The sequence below is a fragment of the Sphingobacterium shayense genome (genome assembly GCF_013179575.1).
In the GTDB taxonomy this organism is placed as follows: domain Bacteria; phylum Bacteroidota; class Bacteroidia; order Sphingobacteriales; family Sphingobacteriaceae; genus Sphingobacterium; species Sphingobacterium shayense.
Genome location: NZ_JABMCQ010000030.1, coordinates 1 through 14810, shown reverse-complemented (window position 1 = coordinate 14810; position 14810 = coordinate 1). Strand labels below are relative to the sequence as shown.

Genomic DNA, 14810 nt, shown 5'->3' with positions numbered 1-14810 from the left:
ATTATTTCTTTTTACCTTTTGCTGGAGCTGCAGCTTGTCCTGGTTTTGGACGTTTTGTTCCGTATTTAGAACGACGTTGGTTACGACCTGCAACACCAGACGTATCCAATGCACCACGAATGATGTGATAACGAACCCCTGGTAAATCTTTAACACGACCGCCACGGATTAACACGATTGAGTGTTCCTGTAAGTTGTGACCTTCACCTGGGATGTATGCGTTAACCTCTTTACCGTTTGTTAAACGTACACGAGCTACTTTACGCATTGCTGAGTTTGGTTTTTTAGGGGTAGTAGTGTATACACGAGTACACACACCTCTTCGCTGTGGACATGAGTCCAACGCTGGCGACTTACTCTTGTCAACCAGAGCTACTCTACCTTTTCTAACTAATTGTTGAATAGTAGGCATTTACCTGTTTTTGTTTTTTAATTTGTAAAAATTAATTTTTAAGTCCGCAAAGATATGTATAATATCTTAAATCATAAAGACTTGTATGTTATTTTTTTTAAGCGCCAGTTCCATGCTTTCTTATCTTGGAATAGTGTGGGTTTGCATTTTTTTGAGATTGCGTCTTATTTGTTGTTGTAATGTTTCGGTCTAATAGTTGGTTTACTAGAAATTTTCCTTGATTCGTTTTAATTAAAGGCAGCTCAGCCTTGCGGTGTCTGAAGAAGCTGAGCTGCCTCGTATGCCATTATTAGGCAAGCGAAAAATCGATTTGTCGCTTCTCTAGATCTACTTTTTTGACGAGAATTTCAACTTCATCTCCCAATTGATATTTCTTCCCGCTATGTGCACCGAAGATTGTGTAGTTTTTTTCATCTAAGGTGTAATAGTCATCTGTAATATCTCTCAAACGAACCATGCCCTCACATTTGTTTTCTTGAATTTCAACATACATGCCCCATTCAGTAACGCCTGATATAATTCCTCGGTATTTACTTCCGATTTGGTCTTGGAGAAATTCTGCTTGTTTGTACTTGATGGATGCCCTTTCTGCTTCTGCTGCTTTCTTTTCCATTTGAGAGCAATGTTCAGCCATGGTTTCATAATGCTCGTTGTTTACTTTCCCGCCGCCGTCGAGATAAAATTGAAGCAGGCGGTGTACCATCACATCGGGATACCGACGTATAGGGGAGGTGAAATGGGTGTAATGGTCAAAAGCTAGCCCGTAGTGGCTGGCGTTTTTTGTTGTGTAAACGGCTTTCGCCATCGAACGGATGGCTAGCGATGTTAGTAGGTTTTGCTCTCTACTTCCTTCGATTTTGGTGAGAAGTGCGTTCAGAGATTTAGCTGTCTCTTTGTCAGTTTTTACGGAGAGACGATGTCCGAAGCGAGCGGCAAATTGAGAGAATGTTGTCAACGTCTCTGGATTCGGTGTGTCGTGGAAGCGGTAGATAAAAGTGAGCTTGTCCTTGCCCTTTCCTTTTTTTGCAATGAATTCTGCAACTTTTTTGTTTGCAAGTAGCATGAAGTCTTCAATGAGTTTGTGAGCGTCCTTTCGAACTTTCGTGTACACACCGATAGGTTTCCCTGTTTCGTCAAGTTGGAATTTAACTTCTTCACTTTCGAAACTTATTGCGCCATTTTTGAATTTGCGTTCGCGAAGGATATATGCAAGTTCATTTAATTTGTTTATTTCAGTTGAGAGGTCTCCAGATTTTGACTCTATAATTTCTTGAGCCTCCTCGTAGGTGAATCGTCTATTGGAGTTAATGATGGTTCTGCCGAACCATTGGTCGATGACGTTCGCTTTGCTGTCCATTTCGAAAACCGCGGCAAAGCAAAGTTTGTCTTCGTTTGGTCGAAGCGAGCACACTCCGTTTGATAATCTTTCTGGTAGCATCGGTATAACCCGATCTACTAGATAGACGGATGTGGCTCGGTCGAACGCTTCTTTGTCGAGCTGAGTGTCTGGTATTACATAGTGTGATACATCTGCGATGTGGACCCCGATTTCGACATTTCCATTCTCGAGCTCTCGGTACGAAATGGCATCGTCGAAATCCTTCGCATCGAAAGGGTCAATCGTAAATGTGGTGACGTTTCGGAAATCTTTACGTTTTTGAATTTCTTCGTCAGATATTTTTTCGTCTATAGCATTAGCGTCTTGTTCTACTTCTGGTGGAAAGGAGAGTGGGAATCCAAAATCTGCAAGGATGGCATTCATCTCTGTTTCATTTTCTCCTTTTTTACCTAGGACGTTTTTCACCTTGCCGTACGGGTTCTTAGCGTCCTTTGGCCAGTCGGTAATTGAGACTACGACTTTCTCTCCGTCTTTCGCTCCATTTAAATTTTCCGAGGGTATGAAAATGTCGTGTAACATTTTCCGGTCGTCGGCTAAAAAGAACGCGTAGTTTTTTGAGGTTTTTATCGTGCCGGTGAAATCGACTTTTGCGCGTTCTATGATTTCAACAACTTCTCCTTCTCGTGAGCGACCATTTTTTCGTTGGTACACATGGACCTTCACGATGTCGTTGTGTAAGGCATGTCTCAGTTTTCGGGGTGCGACATATATGTCGTTTTCGAATTCGTCTTTTGGGACGATGTAGGCGGATCCGTCTGCGGTCATATCGACTTTTCCTTGGACGTAAACATTTAGAGTGCGTAGCTTAAATTTCCCTCGGTCAACTTGCGTGAATTTGCCGGATTTGGTTTCATCAGAGAGGATGTCAGAAATGGCGACCTTAGCGTCGTTTTCACGAAGATTAAGTTTTGCTGCTATCTGTTTGTAGTTTAACGGCTGATTGTTTGATTTCTCAAATATGTCTACTATAAGTTGGCTGAGGATTTCTTTGTATTGATTTTCCTTTTTCTGTTTCATGCGTCTCAAGTTATGGAGTGTTGGGAACTTTTGTTTTGATTGTTTTATTAGATAGGGGAGTTGCTTTTTTAGCGACTCACGGAGGATTTGTATCTCCTGCTAATCCTAGTCTAAATATACGGAAAAACTAGTTGAATTTTCCTAAAAAAATGTGTCGTTGTTGTGTAGTTAATTGTTAGCTTAGTTTAGCTTAATTATATATCTGATTATAAGGGTAAAATATATTAAATTGCTAAAATAGTTTTCTTTGATACTTTCGTTTTTAGGGGAGTAGGGTGGTTTTTTCTTAAAATATCCCTTTTTTAGTTTTTTTGCTAAAATATTAATGTGTAATCAATTGTTTTGTTTAGTTTTTTTAAATGTCTATTAGTTAAACTATTAAATATTATTTGTTAAAAATTTTTAATATATGTTTTGCTAGTTTTAGTTTCGAATATCAATAAAAAAACACCTTTCATTTATAAAAGGTGTGCACGTTATTTATTGAATATTTTAATGAGGTTATTCCTCTTTTTGGCAGTTTTCGCAAAGCCCAACTGCGTTCAAGGCAAGGGCATGTAAGGTGAAATTTTTTGGGAGGGGTATATGGGGAAATGGAACCTCCTCTAAACAATATACGCTGTTACAAACTGAGCACATAAAGTGAACATGTTGATCGTGATGGTGGTCTTTACTGCAGTCCGAACTGCAAATTGCATACGTGGCTGTACCTTGCAAATCGAATATTTTGTGCACAATACCTTTCTCTTCGAAACTCGAAAGTATACGATATAGTGTGACTCGGTCAATAGCTGTACCAATCGTTTTTTCAAGATCAGGTTGGGAAACGGCTGCATTTTTATGCGTTAGTTCCTTCAAAACACGTAATCTATGTGTCGTTACTTTGAGCCCGTTTTCGCGAAGTAAGCGGTTGAAATCTCTCGTTTTTTCCTTTTGTTGGTTAATCATCTCAGCAATAAAATTACGAAAAATATAGGGTATTAAGGTATGGCGATTAAACCAAATATTTGATTTGGATAGCGTTTTTCGACATTGCTATTGTTCCTGACGTCACAAGATATAAAGAATTAGAAGGCTTATTTCTGAGTTTCACTCGGTGATTCCCGGCGATCCTACCATTGTTAGAAGCGATTAGTGGTGTTTGTTAAGTTGTTGTATTTTAGGGCTTTATGTTTTTCCTCTTAAAATAGACTATTTGATAATCATTGGTGTATAGGCAAAAGAAAATGTGTTTGTGAACGATTTTTAGGGTTTTTATAGGGGATAAAATAATTAATTGCATCATATTTTTGGAGATACAGCAAGGTAATTACCTAAATTTCATTGCTACTTATAGCGAGAATTTACCTAAATTTTTACGCTGGACAAACATTTGTTTGATTACTATAATGAATTTCCAGACGTATCGCGTGATCGTTTTCAAATTAATTATCCGCTATTTTAAGCACTCAACTAACCCCTGTGTATAAATTTTTGCGTAGTATAAGAGGTGATTTTTTTGAGATTTTGATTAAAAATTAGAAACAGTTTTAACTTATTTTTTTACTCGATTTTGGTAGAAACTAGGGAATGAAAACTATTCAAATCCTTTTATAATTGGGAGAATTTAGCGTGGATATTTCTATTTTTTTCACCGTAATACTTGAAGTTAATCGTGTAATTTCCTTTTTAGTTTTTTTGATTTTTTCAGATTTTGGTATAACTATTCAATCCATAATTTCGTTTTCCGGCGCGAGAATTCTTCTGTTTTTCGGATAAATTATCCCGAGGTATGAGTTTTTTTACTCGGTGAGATACGTGTTTTGATTCAGTTTTACCATGACCTGGTTTAGTAATACGGTATAAATTCATGTAAAAATTTATACCGATTGGAGTGAAATTTGATTCAATTTCGTTGGCATTTTCTATATTTTTTTCGGTCATTTTAATGACGCCTATATGTGTGACCATGCGCTTTAGCGGACGAATAATTAGTCTTTTTTTGCAATTGAAGAGACTTCCCATTTGTATGTTCGTGGTAGTATCGTCGCCATTTAGTTCTAATTTTTGAAACAAAATTCTGTTTTTTTTTGCGATGAATCGTGTTTTTTCGCGGCGTTTTATGATAATATTTTCTGTTTTTTTGTTGATTTCGGATCCTATTTTAACCCGGAATTAAAGTCGTAAGACTTTCTTTTTCTCAGTTTACTCGGCGTATCGGGAAGAGAGAGACCGTTGTCTGATCTCGCCACATACTTGTTTGCCGCTCATCAAAGCGCCGTTTTTTTAGTGATTTAGGAGCTGAGAAATTCCTTAAACGTTATCAGTTTGTGTGACGAAATGTCATATTTGAATAGGAATGCTGCTCTGTTTTAGGGTAAGAAATTTTTAGAATTTTACTTTTTAATATTCAGTTTTTTGGTTGAAGCGCAAAAAAAAGAGAACGCCTCTACGGTCTATATTCTATAGCGTAGAGGCGTCCTTACTTGGTATTTTATGTTTATTTTCCAGCCGCTTTTGCATGATCAGCTAGAAACTGAGCCAATCCACTATCTGTAAGGGGGTGCTTTAAAAGAGATAAAATGACTGATAAAGGTCCGGTCATTACATCTGCTCCAATTTTTGCGCAGCCTAATAGATGCGCGCTATGTCGTACAGATGCCGCTAAAATTTGCGTTTGGAAGCCATAGTTGTCATATATCAGACGAATTTCTTCAATCAATCCTAAACCATCTACAGAAATATCGTCAAGACGCCCGATAAATGGAGATACATAGGTAGCGCCTGCTTTGGCGGCTAAAAGGGCTTGACCAGCAGAGAACACTAATGTACAATTGGTTTTTATATCTTTGTTACTAAAGTATCTGATAGCTTTGACGCCGTCTTTAGTCATTGGTACCTTAACAACGATTTTAGCGTTCAATGCAGCCAACGCTTCACCTTCTTTTATGATGTTCTCGTAGTCCGTAGCTATTACTTCTGCACTTACATCGCCGTCGACGATTTCGCAAATAGCTTTGTAGTGGTTAATAATATTTTCTTCACCGCTGATACCCTCTTTTGCCATTAAGCTAGGGTTTGTTGTTACGCCGTCAAGAACGCCTAAGTCCTGAGCCTCTTTGATTTGCGCTAAATTTGCGGTATCGATAAAAAATTTCATGTTGGATGGGGATTTATTGTTATTTAAAATAAGTTTTTATAAACTTTATAAGCTAATATTGGTTACAAAAATAGTTATATTATTTTCAAAGTGGTAGTTTTGACCGAAACATTTTCGACATTATATGGATATACTCAGATCGCTTTCTTATCCCAATTTTAGACTCCACGTTATTGGGCAGGCGATTTCTCTTCTGGGAACCTGGATGCAACGGGTTGCTATTAGTTGGTTGGTATATGAGATGACCCAGTCCGTGTTTTGGTTAGGGTTTGTACAGTTTATTTCGCTACTTCCTTCTTTAGTATTATCACCTTTAATTGGTTCATTTGTTGACAAAAACAAAAAATATAGACTCGTATTTATTACCCAAATAGCGCTGATGATACAGGCTGGACTGTTAGCGCTAGTTGTTGGAATGCATTGGGAAACTGTTTTTATTTTATCCTTGTTAGGGTTTTTTCAAGGTGTTATTAATGCGTTCGACGTACTTGGACGTCAGTCATTGATGATATCGTTAGTTGATAATAAAAAGGATCTTCCTAATGCGATTGCCCTAAATTCGTCTGTTTTTAACGCAGCGCGTATGGTAGGTCCAGCAATAGGAGGTGTTTTACTCTCGAATTATGGCGAGTTTGTTTGTTTCGGAATTAATTTCGTCAGTTTTGTTCCCGTTATCATATGCTTGATGATGATGAAGGTGGTCGAAGATCAGACAAAATTAGCCAAGGAAGATAATATTACAGCTCTTAAAGAAGGATTTAGATATCTTCAGCGATCTCCACACATTACATCGATTATCATAGTGTTAGCGTTTTCAAGCCTTTTAGTAATACCATATACCTCATTATTACCGGCAGTTGCCAAGGACCTCTTTCTTGGTGACGAGTCCACTTTTTCGTGGTTCGAGAGCGCAGCTGGTTTTGGAGCAATGGTCGGTGCTATTAATATGGCGCGTTTAAAAAGCGGTCAAAATCTACGATATCGTGTGTTGTTTTCAGCACTATTAATGGGGTTTAGTCTTATATTACTTGCATTTGCGCCAATGCTTTTCCCTGCACTTATTTTTACGGCGTTAGTTTCTTTTGCAATGATGATGCAAAATTCATCAATCAATACGTATATTCAAACCCATGTAGTTACCGCTTATAGAGCACGAGTAATTAGCTATTACGTGATGGCTTTTCAAGGAATAGCTCCGATAGGAGCTTTACTGGTTGGAGGAACGGCGGAATATTATGGAATTCAGAATACTTTGTATATTATGGGCGGTGCCGGAGTTCTAATCGCTATTTCTTTCTATATTTATTTAAGACGGCATATCCATCGTCCATTATTTAAGTTTTAGTGGACGCTCTCTTAGTGTCATTAATTGTTTTCCGTAGTCTATTCGTGCGTTGAATAATCGTAAAATATCTCCTCCCAAGACACCAATAACAGGGGGAATGTTCATTTTTTCATAGGCATAATTTATTGTACTCAGGTCGAGTACTGCCGTTGTATAGTTCTTAATTTGCCAGTTTTTGATTCTGAAATGAGGTATTTCCAAAATAAAACTTTGCATTGTGTCTGTTCCAAGTCCAGCGGAAAGGATGTCTGTATTTTGAAATGTCTCTTCCGAAATACCAGAATTAAGAAGGGTTGTTTTATCGAATACGGTCTTGGAAGCTCCCGTGTCTAACACCATTTTAAAGGGTTTACCGAACAGTTCGACATCGATTAATACGTGAAATCCGTCCCCCTGTAATTCTATAATTTCAAATGGAATTTTTTGCATGGGCTAAATATAGCTATTTACCCCATGCAAATAAACAGCTAAAGTAAATTGCTGTCTAGGAGTACTTGATTCATTTTTCGAACTGCTTCAGCACTTTTCGAAAATGATGCTTGTTCATCGTCAGATAACTCAAGTGGCACAATACGATCCCACCCTTTGTTGTTTATGATTACCGGAACACCCATTGTTATGTCTTGTTCGTTGAACTCACCCTCGAGCAACACCGATGCCGTGAATAATCTATTCTGGTTACACACGATACTTTCGACCATAGCAGCAGCAGCAGCACCGGGAGCATACCACGCCGAAGTTCCAATTAATGCCGTTAACGTAGCACCTCCAACCATGGTTTTATGGATGATTTCATTTTTCTCCTCCTCATTCAGAAATTTATTCACAGGTATGCTGTTCCACGTGGCATGTTCGATTAGTGGGATCATTGTGGTATCGCCGTGTCCTCCAATGACGATTGCATTTAAGTCATTTGCTGAAGCATTCAGCTTTTGGGAAATCTGATATTTAAAACGGGCGGAATCTAATGCACCGCCCATGCCTATCACTCTGTTCTTAGGTAAGCCACTTGATTTTAACGTTAGATAGGTCATTGTGTCCATCGGGTTGGAAACAATAAGAATAATGATATCGGGAGAATGCTTAACCAAATTTTCCACAACAGATTTTACGATTCCGGCATTAGTTCCGATTAATTCTTCGCGTGTCATACCCGGTTTTCGTGGGATACCCGAGGTTATAACAGCAACTGAGGATCCTGCGGTGGAAAGATAATCGTTTGTTACGCCTTTTACTTTTGAATCAAATCCTAAGAGCGCCGCTGTTTGCATCATATCTTGTGCTTTTCCTTCGGCGACTCCCTCTTTAATATCTAATAAAATTATCTCTCCTGCTATGTTACGTCTTACCAAATTATCGGCGGTAGTTGCACCCACGGCACCTGCGCCTACGATAGTGATTTTCATGTTTTTTGGTTTTAGTGTCTAGAACTTCAGTGTATCTAAATTTACTAAAAAAACGCCTTAAAAACTAAGGATTAACTATATTTTTGAAAAAATCCTATATTTTCCAAAATAGGGTTTTATTTTAGATGATTTAGAAAGGATAACCAATAGCTAGGTTAAATACCAGATTATCTCGTCTCCAGTCCGATTGTCTTATGTCAATATATTTGAAAACCCATCGATCTCCTTCTGGGCGATAAGGTACACGCAGCGGAATAGCGGCGTCAACCCGAACGATAAGAAAATCTAAATCAACACGCAAACCTAATCCCGCACCGACAGCTAATTCTTTATAGAAATCTTTAGATAAAGAGCCGCCAATTTTGTTAGGGTCGTTTCGTTGTAGCCATATGTTTCCGGCGTCAATAAATGCAGCCCAGTGAAACATTCCTGTAATTTGGGACCTATACTCTGTGTTTAGTTCGAGTTTATAATCGCCCGTTTGATCAGCAAAAAAGTTATCTTGACCAAGATTTTCAGGAATGGCGGAACCTGGGCCTACAGCGCGAGCTCTAAAGGCTCGTAGTCCGTTAGGACCACCTGAATAAAATTGTTTGAGGTAAGGTAGGGATATCGAGTTTCCGTAGGAATGACTTACACCAAACATAATCCTTGAGGCTAAAGTTGAATTGGATGATAGTTTAAGATAATGTCGGAAATCCACTTCAGCTTTAACAAACTGTGCGTATTCAGTTCCGAAGAGCTTCTTTCGATCGTTGTTTTTATAATCGGCTCCCTGAATTAAGCCCAGGACATTCCCAGAAGTATTTAAGCCTGTTTTTACGAAAAAAGTGTTCTTACGATCCTTTTCCGTGGAATTGGTAAAGATATAGTTATAGTTTGGTCCGAATGAAAACTGTGGGTCAACAATATGGCGTAGGGTAGGTACCGTATCCATCTGTGCCCGGTATTCGTCGGAAATATTTCGTGGCTGGACATAGATAATTTCTGCTACCGCTAAATCATGTTGCTTTTGGTCGTTTTCTTTCCAGTTGTAACCATAATTCAACGATAAAGAATTTAGGGTATACGCATTGCGACGATTAAGGAACTCATATCCTACTTTGGCATATGTTTTTGGAATAAATCGTCGGGACGGAGCCCATTTATAAGGAGATAATAATCGTGGCCAAACTATCCCTAATTCTGCGCCATAGCGGATATATGCCGAATTTAAATTGACATTTCCGCCGGTCTGTGTTTCATAACCGCCAAAAACGGTGGCAGTTAAAGTTTCAAAGCCTTTAAAAGCATTGCGAAGCGTCCAATTGACGTTCGCTTCCGTACCATTATAGACAGATGCGGTTTTTGCGAGTACCTCGAAACGGATCGATTTGCGTTGCATAGGTGTTAAATAATAATAAGTATCCATCGTATTGGTAGAATCCTTACTGTCAACAAAGTTGTTTTTAACAAATTTGAACGCGTTTAAGTTTACCAAATGGCTGATAGTCATATTATGATCATGCCGGTTGTAGGTTTCCCCACGCTCAAAGAAGATGTGATTAGCGAGGACCTTTTTACGGTAAGTATTTTTAGGATCAATGATGTAATACTGATCCTGAAAAAGCTTCATTCGTTTCGGGTTAGCGTGACGGAATCCTTGTTCGGTTTGCGTGTAATTGGGGTAAATGAATATGTTGCCAATACGTTGTGGCTCACGAGATTTTTTCGGAGTTTCAGGTTTAATGGTAACATACATGTCGACTTTATTAGTTCCTTCAGTACTGTCTACCTCTACTAATAAATTATCGGGTGAAAAGTAATAATAGCCATTATTTTTTAAATCATTATCTATACGGTCACGCTCGTTGAGGATAACGTCAAGATTATAATTACTACCAATTTTTAGCAATGAATTCTCTTTGAATCGAAGTATATCTTTACCGATTTTTTTATTTGAGTCTACCTCGAATTTTAGATTTGCAATTCTATAAATGTTACCTGTAAAGGCATTATAGTTCACCTCTGCCCGTTTACCGTCAATAATAGTATCGGAGGTAACGTATGAATTGAAAAATCCTAGATTTTCCATTCTGTTGCGAAGAATATTTTCATTATACTCGCGGTTTACGTCACTCAAAAGTACCGGTTTTTCACCTTGCCTTTTTAACCAATTATTGAACCATCCTTCGGTACTATCCGGACCACCCCCCATATTATATAGGCCAAGCTTGATAGGTATTCCAAGTAACTTTTTGTTTGTTTTTGGTGTTAACAAAGATTCTAAATGCTCTTCGAATAGCTTTTTGTTTTCTGCGCTTATGGTATCCTTATGAATAGTTACATTTCCTCCATCATAGAGTTTTTGGTCCTCTGTAAGGTGCTTTGTGGGGTTACAGCTCGCTGCAAACAAAAGTGCAAGGCTTGTCAAAACGATGTGTGTCCGCCTAAAATTCATCCTTACTCCTTTCATGATCTGATCTTATCGCTTTGGGTTCAATATTGTTGTCTGTTGAGTCACTGTTATCGTTTTCTTTCTCTTCTTCCTCCGTTTTTACGGGGATTTCTTCTTCTTTAGGAATGATAGCCTGTGTCGAGTCGACCCGTCCTTGCGTCGTGCTATCGTTACCTTGTTTTAACTGTTCCGCCTCACGTTGACGTTCTTCCCACCGTTTTCGGAAAGAAGGATTATTTTGGATCAAGCTGTCTCGTATAACGGTCCGCACGCTATCACGGTAAGCAGAATCGACATTCATTCGGTCAATATCAAATCTTCTTTGGAACCCCCGACTATCCGTGTCGTAGTATTGTTCGAGCGCTTTAGAATTCATGAATAGCTCTTTAAATTTATCGTAGCTCATGTTTATGATAAACCCGATACCCGTTTCAACAAACTGCCCTTGCAGGGTCGCTTGATATTGATTTTTTCGATATACCCGTGCAAAGTATCTGCCATCTTTTGAAAGTTGATATTCCAACGAAATGTCGCTCGCGATATTTGTTGATTTTTCACCTGGACGGCTATTTCCCTCTACTTCAAAATTTGATCCGATGGTCACCTTTAATCGATCATCAAATAGCATTTTTGAGATACCCACGTTAAGGTCCGTTCTCGTTTCAGCGTTTCCCGTCAGGTAATCTTCTTCAGATTGCAAGTTGAAATCAAGTTCGACACCTTTAATCAAATCGGAGGCCATACTGTTGAGCTGGTTCGTTAGAAAGGAACTCACCGTGTTTCGCGCAAATCCTTCAGCTCCACCCCCAGCAAGACTTTCAAATGGATTGGACGACATAAATCGACCTAGGGTCAACAGTGAAAACACTTGTTTGTTTAACTCTGCCTGATCGTCGCGTATATTGGCTAACGCAATATTTACTTTACTGACAACATCTTGAGAAACAATAGCATTGGTTTCGTCCAAATCAATATCAAAATTAATATTTGGCTTGAAAAGTTCTCCCGTTAGGATAAGTTTTACGTCGAAAGGAACTCGCTGTTTGTAAAGGTTTTGACTCTCTGACCCGATTTGCGATTGTACCAACTCCAGGGTGGAGAACCGGTTGGTGTATATTGCCGTTATATCTAGACGTGCATCCAGAGGATCTCCATTCCATGTAATTGTGCTTCCTTTTTGGAATGTAAATTCTTTAGAAATTGGTCCAAGCGAAAAGGTGTAGTCCCCACGTTCTACGGTATAGGTACCGGACATAGTAATTTTGTCACTCGCATCAATCGTAGTATTTATTTGTGCGATCCCCTGAATATTTAATGCGTCTTTTGTTCCTTCGTCAAGTATAACTTTGAATTTTGCATCCCTGTCAGTAGTCAGGTTTAAAGCGATGTCATATCCAGAGAGTCGTGAAGCTGTCGTCAAAGAGTCGAGTCGTGCAAATGCGTTTGTGCGGGCGGTGTCACTTCGATCAACAAATTTTACAACTCCCTCTCGTTGCGCTATTCCTGGGTCATCATTTGGTACAATAAATACAAAATCTGTTTTATTATTAGCCTTAACATTTCCGTCTATCCGTGGATGGTCCAGGTTTCCGGTTATTCGAATATTTGATGTGATGAATAATTTACCGAAAAATAAATCATTATCTTCTCTTGTAGAGTTTACCGCGGCGAAATCGTTCGTGCTCAAGTTTAGATTGAAATCGAAATCTGTATATGTTTTTGTACGTACTGTTCCGTTCAGTTTTGCGGTATTTCCTCGCAAATCTTTTATTTCAAACTGTCGAAACAAAATACCTTGGTTGTTGAAACGGATGACCTGATTGTCTAACATTAAATCGGCATTTAACATCGCAACATTTATTTTCGCATCATCGAACGTTAAATCTCCGTTAATTTGGGGTTGATCTAAGGTCCCAGTTATTTTTAAATCACCTTTTAAGTCGCCTGCAGATCCTTTGATATATCCCATACTAAAAGCTTGAATAGTCGTCATTTTCATAGGATTTAACGATAATGTAGCGTCTAGTGTTGATGTTCCATTTGGGGGGCTTATAAAGTCCCCAACAAGATGAACATCGTTACCGTTTTCTACGATTTTTATGTCAGCGGCGAATGTGTTCTCACGCACGTTATCTACCTTTATAAGTACATTGCCAACCGTATCGGAGCCAAAATAGAATTTGTCAATATTTACATCCGAAATAAACACTGGTTTGCTCTCTAAGCGGGAAATTGTCGCAGTTCCGTTTATACCTCCGCCTAAATTAAGCGTTTCTGATTTTAATATTTCAGATAAGGTTTCTATGCGAAAATTTGTAAATGTAAGATCTAATGGTGCATTTAGTGTTGAGTCAGCTGATTGTAACAGCAGTTCCTGACCATCGTTGGACAACCTGAAATTTTGTGCACTAATTCCGTTCGTTCCAAAGCTTAAATAATTGTCGGGGGAAATTTGCCAAGTCTCATAATTAAGCATCAAACCATCTTCATGCAATTTCAGTGTGTAGTTGTTTTGATCCACCGTCATATTCGCCCCTAAATGATACTGTTCTTTGTCGAGCTTATCTTTTATCCACAAGCCGAAGTCGAGGTTGTTCTCTTTTGCACTACCACTAAAAATAGTGTTACTTAATTCCAGATTACTGACGTTTATTTTCTCTATTAATGCGGAGTAATAAAGTGTGCTGTCCGCTGTGGTAATATCTACCCCAATATTCTCGAACCGCATTCCATCGTAAAGGATTTTAGGAGCAACCAATTTTGACATGAAGCTTTTATCTTCGGAGTTAAATGTACCATCTAGAGTTACGTTCTGTAGTTCTTCGAGCTTTGGTAAAAATTCGCGTATAAAAGGAGAGTTACGCAGGGTGGCACTGAATTCAAAGTTCTGCGGTTCGTAGTTTAAATCGGTTGGGGCTGTTCCGGCGGGATTGTAATACATACGTATAATATCCTGGACGGAAGCGCCAAGCTCCGTTAGTTTGTATTTACCGACCATGTGGGCGCTAAGCAATCCGGACTCTAAGATAAGGGAATTCCTACTGGTGTCAGCAGTCGCTAATAGGGCGACACTATCAAGGGTGTACCGTTCTTCATTGTACGCTATTGACGAGTTCGAAATAACCAGTGAACCATTAAGGAAGTCTAGATCAGCGGTCTCTAAGTCTGCAACTACTTTACCTTGATATCGAAAGTTATCTTCAATAATATTGAGGTTCTTAAAGTTGATTGTATCTATATTTAAGGTAGCTAACAATTTTGGATATTGTCCGCGCATGTCTGCGTGGAAATCCATATTGAGTTTTACATTGGGATCTGGGCTGTTGAGACTTCCTGTGATATCACCTTGATCTGCCGAAAGTTCTAATTTTATGTCATGATAGTCATAGCCCATAGCTTGTAGCAAGTTCAAATCACCTTGAACATTAGCAACCATATTTTTAGGATCTAGCCCGCTTCCTTGCACCGTAGCATTTGCTGAAATATAGCCCAGTAAAGAATCTTGATTTAGCAGACTGCCTACATTAAAGTTGTCGATTGAGACATATGCATCATAGGTCGTATCTTGCGCCATGGACAAGTTTCCGTTAAATGTCGCATTACCCTGTTCTGTAATTAAACTCATATTGGCATCGAACCCGCTTAATCCCCCTTT

The 14810-nt window shown here is 38.8% G+C and carries 9 protein-coding genes; 1 reads left to right on the top strand and 8 read right to left on the bottom strand.

Features of this window, described 5'->3' with window-relative positions; all coding sequences use genetic code 11:
• Position 1: 1 nt before the first annotated feature.
• The 4 genes from rpsL to fsa all read right to left on the bottom strand — a co-directional run bounded on the left by rpsL (position 2) and on the right by fsa (position 5967).
• Entirely contained in the window at positions 2-412 is a 411-nt protein-coding gene (rpsL, locus tag HP439_RS05680) for a 30S ribosomal protein S12 (RefSeq protein ID WP_086948339.1), read from the bottom strand.
• Positions 413-701: 289 nt separating this feature from the next.
• On the bottom strand, positions 702-2828 hold the full coding sequence (rnr, locus tag HP439_RS05675; protein WP_172389379.1) for a ribonuclease R: 2127 nt from the start codon (positions 2826-2828) through the stop codon (positions 702-704).
• Positions 2829-3329: 501 nt separating this feature from the next.
• Positions 3330-3776, bottom strand: a complete 447-nt coding sequence (locus HP439_RS05670) for a Fur family transcriptional regulator (RefSeq protein WP_172389378.1) — start codon at positions 3774-3776, stop codon at positions 3330-3332.
• A 1531-nt stretch (positions 3777-5307) separates the two neighbouring features.
• Positions 5308-5967: a fructose-6-phosphate aldolase gene (fsa, locus tag HP439_RS05665; protein WP_172389377.1), complete on the bottom strand. Its 660-nt coding sequence runs from the start codon at positions 5965-5967 to the stop codon at positions 5308-5310.
• Positions 5968-6091: 124 nt separating this feature from the next.
• On the opposite strand from fsa, the gene HP439_RS05660 reads away from it, so the two are divergent.
• Positions 6092-7312 carry an MFS transporter gene (locus HP439_RS05660; protein ID WP_172389376.1) on the top strand — a complete coding sequence of 407 codons (1221 nt, stop codon included), beginning with the start codon at positions 6092-6094 and terminating at the stop codon, positions 7310-7312.
• Here the strand turns inward: HP439_RS05660 and HP439_RS05655 are convergent.
• From HP439_RS05655 to HP439_RS05640, 4 genes are all read right to left on the bottom strand, one after another.
• A complete protein-coding gene (locus HP439_RS05655; RefSeq protein WP_172389375.1) occupies positions 7298-7741 on the bottom strand; it encodes an aspartyl protease family protein in 444 nt (147 codons plus the stop codon). The genes HP439_RS05660 and HP439_RS05655 overlap by 15 nt on opposite strands.
• Before the next feature lie 38 nt (positions 7742-7779).
• The gene (locus HP439_RS05650) at positions 7780-8718 is read right to left on the bottom strand and encodes a malate dehydrogenase (protein WP_172389374.1); all 939 of its coding nucleotides are present in this window, start codon (positions 8716-8718) and stop codon (positions 7780-7782) included.
• Positions 8719-8848: 130 nt separating this feature from the next.
• Positions 8849-11173 carry a translocation and assembly module lipoprotein TamL gene (gene tamL / locus HP439_RS05645; RefSeq protein WP_172389373.1) on the bottom strand — a complete coding sequence of 775 codons (2325 nt, stop codon included), beginning with the start codon at positions 11171-11173 and terminating at the stop codon, positions 8849-8851.
• On the bottom strand, positions 11148-14810 hold a 3663-nt coding region (locus HP439_RS05640; protein WP_172389372.1), incomplete at its 5' end, for a translocation/assembly module TamB domain-containing protein. The genes HP439_RS05640 and tamL, both read right to left, overlap by 26 nt.